The sequence below is a fragment of the Clostridium sp. FP2 genome (assembly GCF_011065955.2).
In the GTDB taxonomy this organism is placed as follows: domain Bacteria; phylum Bacillota; class Clostridia; order Clostridiales; family Clostridiaceae; genus Clostridium_AD; species Clostridium_AD tagluense.
The window spans coordinates 255,971-272,070 of the sequence record NZ_JAAMNI020000001.1 but is presented as its reverse complement, the minus strand read 5'-3'; the positions used below and the strand labels follow the sequence as shown (position 1 = coordinate 272,070).

Annotated in this window: 12 protein-coding genes; 5 read left to right on the top strand and 7 right to left on the bottom strand. The window is 28.7% G+C overall.

Annotated features, from left to right (window positions below; translation table 11 throughout):
- Positions 1-76 precede the first annotated feature (76 nt).
- Both G9F71_RS01320 and G9F71_RS01315 read left to right on the top strand, forming a co-directional pair.
- Positions 77-937, top strand: a complete 861-nt coding sequence (locus G9F71_RS01320; RefSeq protein WP_164950313.1) for a putative ABC transporter permease — start codon at positions 77-79, stop codon at positions 935-937.
- A gap of 109 nt (positions 938-1,046) precedes the next feature.
- A complete protein-coding gene (locus G9F71_RS01315) occupies positions 1,047-1,232 on the top strand; it encodes a hypothetical protein (RefSeq protein WP_124996871.1) in 186 nt (61 codons plus the stop codon).
- 104 nt (positions 1,233-1,336) lie between these two features.
- Here the strand turns inward: G9F71_RS01315 and G9F71_RS01310 are convergent, their stop codons facing one another.
- From G9F71_RS01310 to G9F71_RS01300, 3 genes are all read right to left on the bottom strand, one after another.
- On the bottom strand, positions 1,337-3,016 hold the full coding sequence (locus G9F71_RS01310) for a PAS domain-containing sensor histidine kinase (protein ID WP_164950312.1): 1,680 nt from the start codon (positions 3,014-3,016) through the stop codon (positions 1,337-1,339).
- Between the two features lie 250 nt (positions 3,017-3,266).
- Complete coding sequence (gene truA, locus G9F71_RS01305; protein WP_164950311.1) at positions 3,267-4,004, bottom strand: tRNA pseudouridine(38-40) synthase TruA; 738 nt, start codon at positions 4,002-4,004, stop codon at positions 3,267-3,269.
- Positions 4,005-4,099: 95 nt separating this feature from the next.
- Positions 4,100-5,617, bottom strand: a complete 1,518-nt coding sequence (locus G9F71_RS01300; RefSeq protein ID WP_164950310.1) for a YiiX/YebB-like N1pC/P60 family cysteine hydrolase — start codon at positions 5,615-5,617, stop codon at positions 4,100-4,102.
- Positions 5,618-5,830: 213 nt separating this feature from the next.
- On the opposite strand from G9F71_RS01300, the gene cls reads away from it, so the two are divergent.
- The gene (cls, locus tag G9F71_RS01295) at positions 5,831-7,285 is read left to right on the top strand and encodes a cardiolipin synthase (protein ID WP_164950309.1); all 1,455 of its coding nucleotides are present in this window, start codon (positions 5,831-5,833) and stop codon (positions 7,283-7,285) included.
- 74 nt (positions 7,286-7,359) lie between these two features.
- Here cls and G9F71_RS01290 read toward each other — a convergent pair whose 3' ends face one another.
- The 3 genes from G9F71_RS01290 to G9F71_RS01280 form a co-directional block, all read right to left on the bottom strand.
- Positions 7,360-8,919 carry a hypothetical protein gene (locus G9F71_RS01290; RefSeq protein ID WP_164950308.1) on the bottom strand — a complete coding sequence of 520 codons (1,560 nt, stop codon included), beginning with the start codon at positions 8,917-8,919 and terminating at the stop codon, positions 7,360-7,362.
- Between the two features lie 126 nt (positions 8,920-9,045).
- Positions 9,046-11,403, bottom strand: a complete 2,358-nt coding sequence (locus G9F71_RS01285; RefSeq protein ID WP_164950307.1) for a DUF5050 domain-containing protein — start codon at positions 11,401-11,403, stop codon at positions 9,046-9,048.
- A 199-nt stretch (positions 11,404-11,602) separates the two neighbouring features.
- A complete protein-coding gene (locus G9F71_RS01280) occupies positions 11,603-12,952 on the bottom strand; it encodes a GAF domain-containing sensor histidine kinase (RefSeq protein ID WP_164950306.1) in 1,350 nt (449 codons plus the stop codon).
- Between the two features lie 213 nt (positions 12,953-13,165).
- On the opposite strand from G9F71_RS01280, the gene G9F71_RS01275 reads away from it, so the two are divergent.
- Complete coding sequence (locus G9F71_RS01275) at positions 13,166-13,738, top strand: hypothetical protein (protein WP_164950305.1); 573 nt, start codon at positions 13,166-13,168, stop codon at positions 13,736-13,738.
- Between the two features lie 28 nt (positions 13,739-13,766).
- Here the strand turns inward: G9F71_RS01275 and G9F71_RS01270 are convergent, their stop codons facing one another.
- Positions 13,767-14,924, bottom strand: a complete 1,158-nt coding sequence (locus tag G9F71_RS01270; RefSeq protein WP_164950304.1) for an N-acetylglucosaminidase — start codon at positions 14,922-14,924, stop codon at positions 13,767-13,769.
- A 294-nt stretch (positions 14,925-15,218) separates the two neighbouring features.
- Here G9F71_RS01270 and rluF point away from each other — a divergent pair, with 294 nt between their 5' ends.
- The gene (gene rluF / locus G9F71_RS01265) at positions 15,219-16,004 is read left to right on the top strand and encodes a 23S rRNA pseudouridine(2604) synthase RluF (RefSeq protein WP_164950303.1); all 786 of its coding nucleotides are present in this window, start codon (positions 15,219-15,221) and stop codon (positions 16,002-16,004) included.
- Positions 16,005-16,100: the final 96 nt, after the last annotated feature.

Sequence of the window (16,100 nt, the reverse complement as noted above, 5' to 3'; positions counted from 1 at the left end):
ACTATAAAAAAAACTTTTTTTGTGTTATTATTTTCTTGTTGCATATACAATTGACAATGGAAAAAGGAGTTACTATATGATTAATGTACCTTTATTAAATTTTAGTGTATTTACACTTTTTTATTATTTTATTATCTATTCTTTTATGGGATGGTGCCTTGAAACAGTGTACGCTACAATAAAGAAAAATGAATTTGTTAATAGAGGCTTCCTCCATGGTCCCTTTTGCCCTATTTATGGTTTTGGTACACTATTAATAATTATTTTACTAAAACCTATAGAATCTAATTATATTTTTCTCTTTTTAGGTTCAGTAATTTTAACTTCTCTTCTAGAATACATAACAGGATATATTCTAGAAACTACGTTTAATAGTACTTGGTGGGATTATAGTGACGAACCCTATAATCTTCATGGAAGGATTTGCTTATCCTTTTCTATAATATGGGGGCTTGTTTCCATGTTTATTTTGAAGGTAGTCCATCCATATATTGCTTATATAGTAAATTCAATACCACCTACACCCGGCATAATACTTTTCTATATTATTCTCCTATATTTCGTTGCAGATTTTACAATTACTGTAATAACAATATATAAATTGCGCTCCCTGTTAAACCAAATAAATACAGTATATTCAGAATTAACTGAGAAACTTTCAGATTTCAAATTGAATTTAGGGAATACTAAGGACATATCTGAACTTAAAATTATGTTGGATGGCTTAATCGAAAGTGCCGAAATGAAAGTAAGTAAGAAGAAATCTGAAATTGAAAATATTGTAAAAGAATTGAAATTAAAATATGACTCCTTGGTTATTAAAAAATATCCTGATTACTCAAGGCTTATAAAAGCTTTTCCAGATTTAAAATTCAAGGGGCTAGATTCCATTTTAAAAGATATTAAAAACAAGGTTTACAAGAATAAGAAAATGTGATTTTGTTATTTTCCATAAAATAGAGTTTATTATTAATTCCAAATTAGTGGTTATTAACATTAGAACATATATATATTAAAAAATAACATAAGTTAAAGGAGATTAAAAAATGAAAGAAACAAACATAAAACTAGCACAAAAGGGCATTGATGATGCACTGGAAACTATAGAAGCCCTAGAAAAAACTATAAAAGAAACCCCTCTTCCCAAAAATGTATTAAAAGAAAGTTTTTATATTCTTTCTAAAAAAGTTGATGAAATTGAAGATATATTAAAAAATGAAGGTATACTTTAATTCACTAATCCAAATATAAAAAGTATCTTGAAATAAATATCTAGTTTATATATATACTCATAAAAGCAATTAAGGGACTAATAACATTAGTCCCTTAATTGCTTTTATGAGTATATATCAGAAAATTCGATTTTCGATCTTTCAATATAATTTTCGGCTGCGTTGTAATTTTCATTGCTTTCTTTTATACTATCTAAAACCTTAACTGGCAGTTCAATTATAAATTCGCTACCTTTAGTTATTTTTTTGTTAATGTAAATTTTTCCTTTATGCATTTCAACTAATGACTTTACTAAAGATAACCCTATACCACTACCCTCTTGTTTCCTAGATAGTGATTTATCAACCTGACTAAACCTTTCAAAAATTTCCTTTTGTTTTTCTAGTGGTATGCCAATTCCTGTATCCCTTACAGCTATTACTATAGTGTCCTGTTTGTCATATATATTAACATATATTCGCCCACAGCGTTTAGTAAATTTAATAGCATTTGATATTAGATTTAACATAATTCTTTCTATCTTATCTGCATCAAAGGCCATATATTTTTCTTCAATATCCGTATCAAAAATAAGTTCTAAGCCCTTACTCTCAACATATTCTACTACAGATAGTGCTATATCCTCTACAACTTTCACAATGTCATCATTTTGTAGACTAATATCTAGGTATCCTGCATCGATCTTTGTAATATCTATAAGATTATCTACCAACTTCAATAATCTATAAGAATTTTGCTTTATGATAGACATGTATTTTTCAACCTTAATATTAGGGCTTATTAAGGTCTTATCATTATTTGTAATATTTACGAGCTGAATAGTTCCTAGTATCATATTTAGTGGTGTTCGTAATTCATGAGATATGTTTGCAAAAAATTCTGTTCTGAGTTTATTATATTCAATAGTTTTATTTAATAAAAATGTTTTTTGTCTAACCTTTTGTTTTAAAAATTCTATCCTTTTACGCTCAGATATATCTCTTGTAATATTTAAAATTGTTTTTTCTTCTTCATATGATATTACTGTAGAAGTAGTCTCTACTTCCAAAAATTTGCCATCACTTTTCCTGAAATATTTTCTTTCAACTGGAGGTAAATATCCACTTCTCATAGTAATGTCCTCTTGTTGTTTTATTAATATCTTATTATAATCATCAATTTCCAAAAGTTCATATGATGATTTTCCTAATATTTCTTTTGGCTCTAAATATCCCATTAATTTAGCACCGGCTTTATTTGTATACACAATCTTCCCATTGTCATTTACATACACAGCATCCGGCATAACTTCCAAAAGCTTTTTATATCGGTTTTCACTTTCTATTAACGCATCTTCAGTTTTCTTAACTTTACTGCTACTTAACCCCCGACCGCAAGCTACTATTTCTAATTCATCAAAAAATCTCTCTATATAATTAGTAATTTTCAGCTTAACTTTATTATTGCAGCCTTCTTCTAAAACTACATCAATATATGAATTTCTATAGCACTTAAATATTTTTATAATAAATCCAATATTAAGCTTTTCAATGCCTTGAACTTGAATATATTTAAGCATATTATTAATAATAATATGTGATATTTCATTATACCCTGTGACCTTTTCTAAAACATAGTCACCTTCAATAAAGTCAACAATACAATTAGATATTTTTTCTATAGCGAGAATGGAAATAAATTTTTCACCTAAATAATTATTACTATAGCCATTTTTTTTTATATTATCCATTACTTTGAATTTTAAATATTCAGTATTACTAATATTATTATACAACTTTTCCACAACCTACCGCCTTCGTACTATAATTAGATATTATATAACATTATCATACAGCAATACAATATTATAGTAAAGCTTGTATTTATAAATATTACTATATTATATTTTACATTTGATATTTATTTAATAATACCCGCAAAAATACCTCTCATCCATTTTTAACACATTTGGATGAGAGGTATCAATATTATTTTTATTTTTTATAACCATTTACTCTTATTATATAAATTATGACCTAGTAACCGCTAAGTTTTTAATAATTAACTTCTTCTAGGAATAATCCTTTAGCTGGTGCAATGTGTCCTGAAAATTTTCTTTCTTTTTTATCTAAAATATCGTTGATTCCATCTGCTGGTCTTTCACCTAGGCCTACTTCAACAAGGGTTCCAACTATTAATCTTACCATATTTTTCATAAACCCATTCCCTTGAATACTGATTTCTACATTTCCATCTTCATTCACAATATTTATAGTATAAATGTTTCTGACAGTAGATTTCTTCTTAGTTTTAAGAGTTGTAAAACTTTGAAAATCATGTTCTCCTATTAAATATCCTGCTGCTTTTCTCATTTTTTCAACATTTAGAGGTTGTGGTATATGATATTCATATTTTCTATTAAATACATTATGTGCCTTGTTATTACATATATTATAAACGTATTTTTTAACCTTGGCATTGTATCTAGCATGGAAATTTAAATCTACTTCTTCCACTGTCTTAACTACAATGTCGTCAGGTAAATATTCGTAGCAATAACTACGCATCTTATGTGTAGGCATTATAGCGTCTGTTCTAAAATTTGCTACTTGATTTGTTGCATGAACTCCTGCATCTGTTCTACCTGAAGCTGTAATTTCAATATTTTCTCCAGCCATCTTACTTAAAACAGTTTCTATTTTGTGTTGCACAGTATTGTCACTGTCTCCAAGTCTTTGCCATCCTTTATACTTAGTACCATCATATTCTATTACAATTTTTATATTTCTCATATTTATTATTTATCCTACTTTCTATTTTAGAGTTTAATCTAATATTTTAACTGTGTTTTTCAATACATATCTTATATTATATACATATATCATGATTAATAAAACATACCATATAAAATAATTCTTAACTTTGATACTGCTGAATGAAATTTTACTACAGGATACCTTGTTTCTGTATTTAAAATGATTCTACGCTTTACAATTGCCCACTTATTCAACTTCCAAGTTGTCTTTAAATCTTTTGCACTTTTCCTTACAGCTTTTCTTTCTCTTTCACTACCATCATAAAACAGTACAAAATCAAGTTCTGCATTTTCACTATTAAATTCTGCATCGAATTTTTTAATAATACTATTAGGTGAAAGTAATAATCTCCCTGCTTTTGGCTCTAATATAAATGTAAGCCCTTTCTTATTGCTTGAAGATAAATAAGACTTATAAATTAGTTCACTACAAAACAAAGCGTTATCTGTCATAATGTCAAAATTATAATCGTATGCCTTTCCTAAATATTCAAAGGCTACAAATAGTGCTTTTAATTTGTCTTCCTTTGATAGTTTAGGGCGTAGTGCAGAAAAATAATCAACTTTTGCAATAACTTCTAGAGAATTTATTACCACACCAGGGGCAACAACTTCTATAATATATTGTCTATTATTTTTTCCACATAAACTATGGTATACTTTAGGATATATTACTTTTAAATAATCTGACACACACAAATAATCTCCTAGTGGCATGTCCTCAAAATACTTATCTAATTCTTCTAAGCAGCCTACATAAATAGCAGAATGAGTCCAAAATCCAGGCAATCCCATGTTAGTTAATTGGTAATTATTTCTCTTTAAAAGTACATCACCTGGTAGCAATTCACCTTTGATAATATTAATATCTTCATCGCTAACATACTTTTCTTTTCTACTAGAATAATCTACTCCAGTAATACTTATAGCAACCCATTTTTGAAATGGGAACCAAAAATCAAAAACATTTTTTCCAAAAAATTGAATCATGTTGTTAAAAACAATACTTTTATGATTTCTAACAAGCTTAATTACATTTAAATAATTATAACTTGCATAATCTAATAATTCTCTTTCATACCCAGAAACTTCATAGTATTTCACCATAAAATCAAAGTAATGTTTATTTCTAAACAAAGATATCATATAAGAAATTTCTGTAATTTCTTGTGTAATGTAATAATATTGTTTTTTGTTAATATTGTATTCAGGCCTACTTTCATTTAACATTGACTCCAGATACTTGTTTTTATCTATTATGCTGGCCAATAATATAGAGTTTTTTCGTATTGCTATGGTAGAAGCATAAATTAACAATATATTTTTAAATTTAATGTGTGAATCTTCTTCACCTTTTAATATAAGTTCATTCTTATATTTTTTCCTGATTTCATTAAGTCTATTATAACATCCTACGTAACTAACCCATTTATCTAATATACTCAGTTTGTTCGCTAAGGACATATTTTGAATGTCAGAACTAAATAAGACTTCATTTTTTTGAATCTCACTTACCACATGCTCTAATTCTTTTATAAGCTCTAAGGATTGGCTTATTTCCTCATTAACTTCGCTATGAACTACGCCCATACCCCTATCCCCCATAAATTGACTTTTGCAATTTAATATTATTATACCATATAACTCACTATTCCTTTACTAATATAAATTATAAAATTGAATTATTTATTTTTTTTAAAAAATATTCAATGGTAACATAGATATTTTATTTTTACATGTTTCTTTATGCACTTTTATATGTATACTATAGTTATGTTATATAACGAATTTTTGGAGGCTCATATGTTTACAAGTGAACTATTATTACGTTTTTTCAATTTGTTATTTTTTATAAATATCATTTTTGCTTTAGCAGTTGTCTTTTTTGAACGAAAAAACCCTGCAAGCACATGGACTTGGCTTATGGTTCTACTATTTTTACCTAGCATAGGGTTTATATTATACTTATTTCTTGGTCAAAATTTAAAAAAGAAAAGAATGTTTTTGCTAAAAAAAGAAGAAAAAGAAAATCTCACCTCAATTATTGATAAACAAAAAGAATATTTAAACAATGAATCACTAATTAAAACTAATCCTTTTTTGAGTAAATATTCTGATATGATGGAACTTAATCTTTGTAGTGATAATGCCTTTTACACTAATAATAACCAAGTAACTATATTTATTGATGGTAAATCAAAGTTTGATCAGCTTAAAGAAAATCTTGAGAATGCAAAAGTATATATTCATATGGAGTATTATATATTCCAAAATGATAATTTAGGAACTACTATTCTTGATATTCTATGTAGAAAAGCTAAACAAGGTGTAGAGGTAAAGTTACTCTATGATGGTATGGGATGCCTCAAAGTTCCTAAATCTTTTTTCGCCTCTTTAACTGAAGCTGGCGGAAAAATTGCATGTTTCTTTCCACCATTTCTTCCTTATATAAATCTTAGAGTAAACTTTAGAAATCATCGTAAAATTTGCACTATTGATGGGGAGTATGCCTTTATAGGTGGTTTTAATATTGGTGATGAATATTTAGGACTTTCTAAAAGGTTTGGTTTTTGGAGAGATACCCATTTATTCATACAAGGAGATTCAATAGATGCATTGGAATTGCACTTCCTAATGGATTGGAGATTTGCTTCCAATGAAGATTCTGTTTTTGATAGCAAATATTTTCCACGGAGGACCCACCTTGGGAAAACCGGTCTTCAAATGGTTTCAAGCGGTCCTGATTCCACTTTCAATTCTATTAAAAATGGTTATTTAAAAATGATTAGTAAAGCAGAAAAAAATATTTATATTGAAACCCCTTATTTTATTCCAGATGACAGTATATTAGAGGCCTTAAGAATAGCATCTTTATCTGGAGTAGATGTGCGTATTATGATACCTAGTAAGCCAGATCATCCCTTTGTGTATTGGGCTTCCACATCATATATGGGAGAGTTATTAGAATCTGGTGTCAAATGTTATACCTACACTAAGGGTTTTCTTCATAGTAAATTCCTTTCTATTGATGGCTCTATAAGCTCTGTAGGTACTGCCAATCTAGATATTAGAAGTTTTACTTTAAACTTTGAAATTAATGCCTTTATATATGATAAAAATATAACTTCTAAGCTAGATGATTTTTTTAATGATGATTTAAAGTTTTGTGAGGAGCTAACTCTCCAGAAATATACTAATAGAAGTTTTATCGTTAAATTCAAGGAATCTGTTTCAAGATTGCTTTCTCCTATACTATAAATAAAAAATACCACAAACTTTTTTAATGTTTGTGGTATTTTTATTTAAGAGTGCCTAACATACTATATTAGGTTTTAAAATGTAATAAAAAAAGGTACAAATATCATCATAGTTAATGTTGTATCCAATACTAAAGCTATACCAAATTTACCAATTGGCATTGCTTCTAAATCTTTTTTATAAAGCTTATATCCAAAGGAATAGCATATTGTACTTATAACAACACCAACCAATACTGCAACCCATTTTTGTGATAAAATTTGTGGAAGTAAATACAAATTATCTCCATAGGAGTTACTTAATACAGTTGAAGTTTTTAATGCAAAGCTTACAATTGAAATAAGTATGAAAGATAATTTCTTTTTCTTCTCTGAAAAACTGTAAGAGAAAAAAGTTATAATAGATATTAGCATGATTACAGGTATTGACCATTTAATAGGATATATTATATAAACAAAACTATATAATAGCCCCTGTAGAGTATTTAATCTGGTCTGCTTTGTTTCTACTGCTAAATGTATATTATTAGCTTTCTTAAACCTTTCATTTTGTGATCCTATATAAATCCCATATTCATCTTCTTTATTGTAACTGGCGTACGCAATTGTATCTCCACTTATGGCAGGATAAGTAGTAAGTCCTGATAGTCTAGATGCAAAGCTATAGCTAGCTACCTTATTATCTTTTAAAATAAAGTCAACTATACTCTGTTGCCTATCTTTAGTCCCAAATATCCTATCAGTTGTGGCAAAAAATCTAGCCCCTTCTTTGGAGTTAGTTCCAACCACGTTATATATATTTTTATTATTACCAATATACAGTTCACTAGAGTTTTTACTGCTTCCATCCAGAGCAAATTCTAGAATTCTAGTCCCTACAATTTCTCCTTGCACACTGTATTCAATTAACAAATATCCATTTTTACTATCGCTTGAGGTAGCAGTATTCATGAATGTCATAGAATCGCTTTTATTAAGCACTCCTGCTAATTTAGGCAATGATGCTACTCCATCTTTTATAGTTATATAACTAAACCCGTCTTTTCCATTAAAATATGTAACCATGCATCCACTTTCAGTTTTAACACCTGAAAATAGGCTTGCACCCTTTATATCAAAATTCATCTTAGAATTTTTAGCCATATCTAATACTTGAATTTTATCTTTATAACCCATTATTAAAATATCCTCACCTATTTGATAGGTCTCCGTTATATTTTCTATTTTCGTTCTATTTAACTCCTTTAGTTCTTTATCCAATTTTATAATTTTTAAACTGTTGGCACCATTATCATAAGAATTGTAACTAAGATAAACCTCCCCTTGCCCTTTTAATAAATTCACCTCTTTAACTAAAGTATCCTTAGTTTGAAAGGTTTTTTCCATGACTTTTTTTCCTAAATCATCTGTTACTACAAGTTGTAACTTCCCCCCATCATTAAAAGCTACAATGTTATTTTTATCATTCTTTAATATTTTAGGAAAGCATGTTATATTCCCTTTAGATATAGCAACTTCTTTACTCCATTTATCAGATGGTGGTTGTTTCCTTATATCATATTCCACTTTGTATTGGAAACCTATTATTGCAAAAAATAATACTATAAAACTTATTATATACATTTTCTTTTTCATTCTTTTGCCCCCCATGAATATTTCGTTGTAAACCTTTAGATTTTTCACCCCATAATTAACTTAAATATTAACGAAGTGGTTAATTTCTTGCGAAACTAACCACTTCGTTGTTATTTTTTCAGATACTTAATTTACTAATTGTCGCTCACTTCCATCTTTTCTTATTTTATAATTTTTGTTATCTTTACCATTTTTATATAAAATCCAATCACCCTGTACCTCAATGTCCATAGTCCACTCATTATTTAACTTAGTATTTCCCAGAGCATCTTTTCTGATCTTATATAAAAATCCCCCATTTGAATAGTTACTGTAATAAATCCACTGTTCATCTACTGCTTCAAACCAAGATACAGAATCAACAAGTTTCGCTTGTATTTTTCCATCCAATGACATTTTATATAGTTTATCCTCATTTAACGAATTAGTAAAATATATCCAAGTTCCATCAATAACAGCATGTTTCATTGATTGTAAATATTGAAATTTTTCATTGACACTTATTGGGTAATTCTTCCTCACCCACTCATGGTCTTTAGATATTTTTTCATCAGATAAATTAAAATAAGCATATGCCACCTTATCCCCTTCATCTGGAACTGGATCATCTAAGGTGGCATCTAGATGATAATATTCCCCATCTATTTTCACCAAATTCCAAGCATGGGGCTCTTTTTTTACATAGGCATCTTCTTTTACTACTTTAGCTTCTATTCCCGCTAAATTTAATAGTAACTTCATTGTATCAGCGTATCCTTGGCAAACAGCCTTTCCAATAATCAATGTTCCATAAGCCGTATATGAATCCTCTGTCAGTGTTCCACTTTTATAATTTTCATAATCATAAGCTGTATTTTTTACAACATATTGGTGTATAGCTAATTCCTTCTCTAAATCACTCATATTATTATTAGTTATATTATTTACGATGTCTTTCGCTTTATCATATACTGCAGCTACCTTAGCATCATTTATTATTACATCATATTTGTTTTCTATAGCAGCATACAATTCTTCAAAATCATTGACTACGGTGTATGCCCTTGCTGGTTCTACTTCATTACCATCATCGTTTTCAGGTACAACTTTTATAACTTTTAATTTCCAACCTTCATAGAGTTTTCTACTTGGATCACTTTTCATAACTTGCCATAGTGTAGAATTAGAAGACATTGTCCATAAATCTAAAACGTATGTGCCAGGTTCAGTGGGGGTCCATTCTGTTTTCCCTCTATATTCTTTACTATCTAGCGTCCACTTACCTGTTGTAGTATTAAGAATGTGAAGCCTATAAGTATATGGTCCAGCCATTCCACTTATATCTTTAATTCCACCTACTGTTACTTTCTCTCCTACTTTGAAAGTACTTTTCTCTATATCCATATCATTTATGGTATAAACTCTATTACTATCGTTTTTTTCAACACAATTGAGATAAGAAACATAATAATTATCATATTGCTTCAGTGATTTTTCTTCTCTAACCCGTACCACAAGTCTATATTTTCCAACCCAAAACTTCTTATCTGGAGAAATCTCGTAAGGTTTATCTGCGTCCACTAAAGGAGTATAACCATTAGTGATATCTTCGGATGTTTTTGTGTTATCACTATATATCCAAGCTCTATATTGAACCTTTTTTGCATACTTTGAAGTAATGTAAAATTTCTCTTTTTCACCTGCCACTAGTGGCGAATGTCCAACACCCACAAAAGATACTTGTACACTTTTCTCCGTATCTTTTACTGTAATAACTTTAAGCTTCCATCCTTCATATAACTTACTTTCTGGACTTTTAATCATGGTCTTCCAGAGTGTAGAATTATAAGACATATCCCAAACTACTAAAACATAGGTTCCTGGTTTGGTAGGTACCCATTCTAAATTGTTCCTAAATCCCTTATTATCTAATATCCATTCATTAGTTTCAGTATCATATACATGAAGTTTATATGTATATGGACCTTTCATTCCACTAATATTTTTTATCCCATTTATCATTACCTTTTCGCCTACTGTATAAACATCTTTAGAAATATCAACATCGCCTGCTGAATACACTCTATTATTATCATCTCTATTTACACAGTTTAAACTAGCTATATATTCACTATCATAATTTTTTACGGAGTTTTCTTCTTTAACCCAAATTATAAGCTTGTATTTACCTAATTTAAATTTTTCACTAGGCGTAACCATATATGGTTTATTAGCATCTAATGATTCTGTATACCCACTAGTAATTTCTATCTTTTTATTCATGTTAGCATCAATTAGAAACACTCTATATTTAACTTTCTTAGCTCCCATAGCCGTTAAATAAAAGCTTTCACTATCCCCTGCAATTAATGGAGAATGATCTACTCCTACAAAGGATATCTTGACAGCGTTTTCTACTGCCATTACATATTTAAAATTCCCACATAAAATAATGGTAAGGAATATAAGTAACAAAACTTTAAATCCTTTTCCAGTTTTCCTCAAAAATCCACCCCCTTTGATTTTAGAACCACAAGCGTTATAAATAAAATCTCAGTATGTATTTCACAATTTACACAGCACTTGTTAATATTTTGTCATAAACATTTTTTGCTATAGTTGGTAAACTTCCAACAAGTTTCCAATGAATATATTATACACGAAATACTTTTTTTATTCTATATACAAAGGCTATGATATTTATTTATTTTTTCCTTGAAATAGGTATACTAAATGAAAAATCACTGCCTTTTTCTATTTCACTTTCAACCCATATTTCTCCACCATGTTCTTCAATAATATACTTACATATAGCTAGTCCAAGGCCTGTGCCCATAGGTTTATTTGTAAGCGTATCACCAACTTGGCTGAATTTTTCAAATATATTTTTTTTATCTTCCTCTCTAATTCCAATCCCTGTATCACTAATACTTACTATTACATTCTCTTCCACCGCTCTAGCTGTACATACGATACACCCTTGCTGCGTGAATTTTATGGCATTAGAAATAAGGTTAATTATTACCTGAAGTAATTTATCTTTATCTGCCATAATTTTAGGAAGCGATTCTCTTATATTTAGTATGACTTGAACAGATTTCTCTCTAATAATTGGATTAGTTAAGGTTATTACCTGGTTTATAATTTCTTCTATATCAATTTCTCTCATATTCAAACTTATTTTTCCAGCTTCCATCCTTGATATATCTAATAAATCATTTATAAGACATGATAATCTATCGCCTTCTGATAAAATTATATTTATATCTCTCTTTATCTTAATGACTGCTATTTTATTTTTATCATTTTCAAGATCTAGCTGCTCCACTATAACTCCTTCAAACTTACGCTTAACCATTTCTGCAAAGCCAATGATTGAAGTTAATGGAGTCCTGAGCTCATGAGAAACAGTCGATAAAAAATCTGTTTTCATCTTATCCACATCTTTTAGTTTTTGAAAAAGCGTAGCATTTTCTATAGCTATGGCTACTTGCCTAACAAAGGAAAAAACATTAGCTCTCTCACTTTCATTATAAGCTGATTTTTTATGATTTAGCATTATCACTGCCCCATATATATTATCTTTATAAATTATGGGAATTATAAATAAGCTTCTCATATGATATAATAATAATAATTGAATCTCTGTGCTATAATTTGTATAATCTGCTTTCTTTAAATCCTTAATATAGTAGGTTGTTCCAGACTTTGTGATTTCTTTTAGTAGTTCAATACATTTATTATTCTTCAAATAACTACTTATGGTTGTTTCCTCTTCACACCCATGACAGGCCGTAAGTTCAAAATTATTACCATTTTTAAATACACTTATAGCAATATCATAATCTAAAATTTCATATAAATTTTCCAGTAGCCTATTAAATACATCATCGATATCTGTTGTAGAACTAAATATATTAATAGTAGCATTAATTTTCTTATCAAATTCATTAGATTTTTTAATCATTAGCATTTTTATATGAACAATTGCAATGCTTGCTATAATTAAGATGCCTATATATAAGTAACCGTTGTTATCTAATATCTTTATCATAATATACCTCTATTTATTATTAATCATCTTCGATGCTATTAATCATCTTCGATGCTATTAATCATCTTCGATTCTGTTAAATATTTTATATACTTCTACAATTAAAACACAATTTAATACTGTGCTACAATGAAAATACCAATTATTTCACGTTATGTCAAGTATTAATAAGTATTTAATGTATTCTATCTATCATATGAAAGAGGTGCCTTTATGAGAAAAGCTGGTAAAGTAATCAATATTGAAAAAAATAAAGTATATATCATAACCGCAAAGAATGAATTCGCTACTCTCGAAAAGCATGCGGCTTCACCTAAAATAGGTGAACCCTATGCAGGTGAAGAATTTCATAGTGTTGCCATTTGGAAATATTTATTAATAATTGCTTGCATGGCAGTACTTTTATTTTCAATAAAAAAATTATATTTAGATAATAAAAATAATTATTCCGTTATTGTAGATATGAATTCTTCTATAAAGATGGAGGTAACTGGTACAGATAAAATAAAAAAAGTTGAAGGAGTAAGCTCTGGAGGCTATAAAATTAAGCAACTTCTTTCTTTAGAAGATAAGCCATTGGACGTGGCCTTAACATTAATTCTAGATGAATCTATTAAGCAAAAATACCTAACTAAAGCACATGCAGATGATGGTTTTAAAATTTCTATATTTATTTCTGGAAACAAAAATAAGAGTCCAATTAACTTGACTGAGTTTATAAAATATGCTAACACTAATAATTTCAAGGTATTAGTAAATAATAATGAACAAGTTAAAATTGACTAAGGGTATCCTTTCCAGGATACCCTTAGTTCTATTTATACTCAGGTATTTCAAATATTAAAGATGCATTACTGCATTTATCTAAAATTTCTTTAATTCTGTAACTTTGTTTATATGCCCAAGCTATATCTGTAGCATATTGATGAACTCCTGGACTCTCTGGGTTCCATCTCATTTTATACAATGTGTTCTGTTTACGAGTGCTATTGTTAATATACTGAGTAGAAACAAATTTAATTCCACCTTCTATAGCAGCCTCTACAGTAAACCACTCCTCCTTATATGCTCTTTCAGATCCTAGTTTATTTGGATTTTCATCCCATGCGCCTATACCAAACATATTGTATGTTGTTTTACTTACAACTGGTTTTCCAGCAACTTGATTAACCACTATACCTTTAGCCAGTGCTGATGATCCATGACCAGTTTCTAAAATAGCATGGGCAATAATATAGGCTGGATTAACATCATATAGTTTACAAGCATCTATTAGTGTTTTTCCTTGTCCTTCTAATATTCCCTCGCCCTTTAATAAACTATCTACATCTTCTACAGTAATTCCATCAATATAATTCAATGTTAAAAATTGATACACAGCATAATCATGATTTTCAAAATTTTTAGGGTTCAGATATTCATAAATATCTTTATTACTAGCCTCTAACATATAATTAGGTACAACATTAAAAGCGTCACCTTTACTTTGCATTCCTACAATTTGATTTATTGTCTTATCATATTTTTCATAATTATATTTCTTATTGCCACTATCTATTCTTGGACTCTTATCTAATACTTCTATAGTAAAATTCATGGTTACAGGAGCCTTCAGTGCATTCCTCTTTAAATCCTTTATACTTTGATAAATTTGCAAAGCATAAGTTTGTCCATTTATATATCCTCCATCTGGTGGTTCTACTTTTATGGTATTATTTATAATGTCATATGATATTTTTACCTTTACTGGTAGTCCTATGGGATTATAAACCCTAACACTATCACTAAGCTTGTCTACATTAATTCCTTGATTAAACTTAATCTTCCACACTTTATCAGCTGGTACATTTGTCTTATGTTCCATTTGAATAGGACTCGTGGCTGCTATAACATTATTCGGAATAAATATAAATAAACCACACATTATAATTAGGAATAATTTTAACTTGTTTAAAATAATTTTACTTATCAATTTATCTTCCCCCTATACTTTTTATTAAAAATCAACTAAAGTATCTCAATCCACTAACTTGTCTTAATCAACAACTTCACTCCAAAATCTAATTAATTTGCCATTTCTCTTTATGTTTTGATGATTATTTAATATAATGAAATAAAACATTATTTTTGTTAATAAACGGTTTGTCCACAATTATTCCATTACTTATATTCATATGGATATTTTGCCGTATATTATAACTATTTTACCATATATTATTAATTATTCAACTTAATTTTACTTTACAATTCCAAAGGACGGTGTAAAATGAAAACCATAAATAATGATAAAGAAAAAAACATTATTCAGCACTATGAAAATTTTGCTTCAAAAACTAGATTAAATAAATTTATAAGTGAAACTGGTTTTTGCTCTAGGCGCGCGGCTGATAAAATGATTGACGAAGGCAAGGTCAAAGTAAATGGTAAAATCCCTGAAATGGGCACTCAAGTATCTGCAACAGATTTCATTGAAATAAATGGTAAGCCATTAAAAAAAAGAGAAGAATTAGTTTATTTAGCTTTCAATAAACCTGTTGGAATAACCTGCACTACAGAGCATAAAATTAAGGGTAATATTATAGACTTTATAAATTTTCCAAAAAGAATCTTCCCCATAGGTCGTCTTGATAAACCTTCTCAAGGTCTCATCTTTCTAACAAATGATGGAGACATTGTAAATAAGATTTTACGATCAGGTAATAACCACGAAAAAGAGTATATTGTTACTGTGGATAAACCCATAACCACAGATTTTATAAAAAATATGGCAAATGGCATAGCTATACTTGATACTGTAACCAAAAATTGTTTTGTAAGAAAAGAAAGCAAATATGTTTTCAGAATAATTTTAACAGAAGGCCTTAACCGTCAAATTCGAAGAATGTGTGAGTGTTTAGGTTACGCGGTGATAAGACTTGAGCGGCTTAGAATTATGAATGTTTCTATAGCTAAATTACCTATTGGTAAATGGAGATATATAACACAAAATGAGCTAGTAGGTATTAATGATTTAATTTCTGATTCTATTAAAACTGAAAATGCCTCAAAATAACATGCCTATACAAAATAAAAGCACACAAAATTGTGTGCTTTTTAATTTATATAGAGTTATAAACATTATCAACAAGTCATTTGTGGATAACTTGTT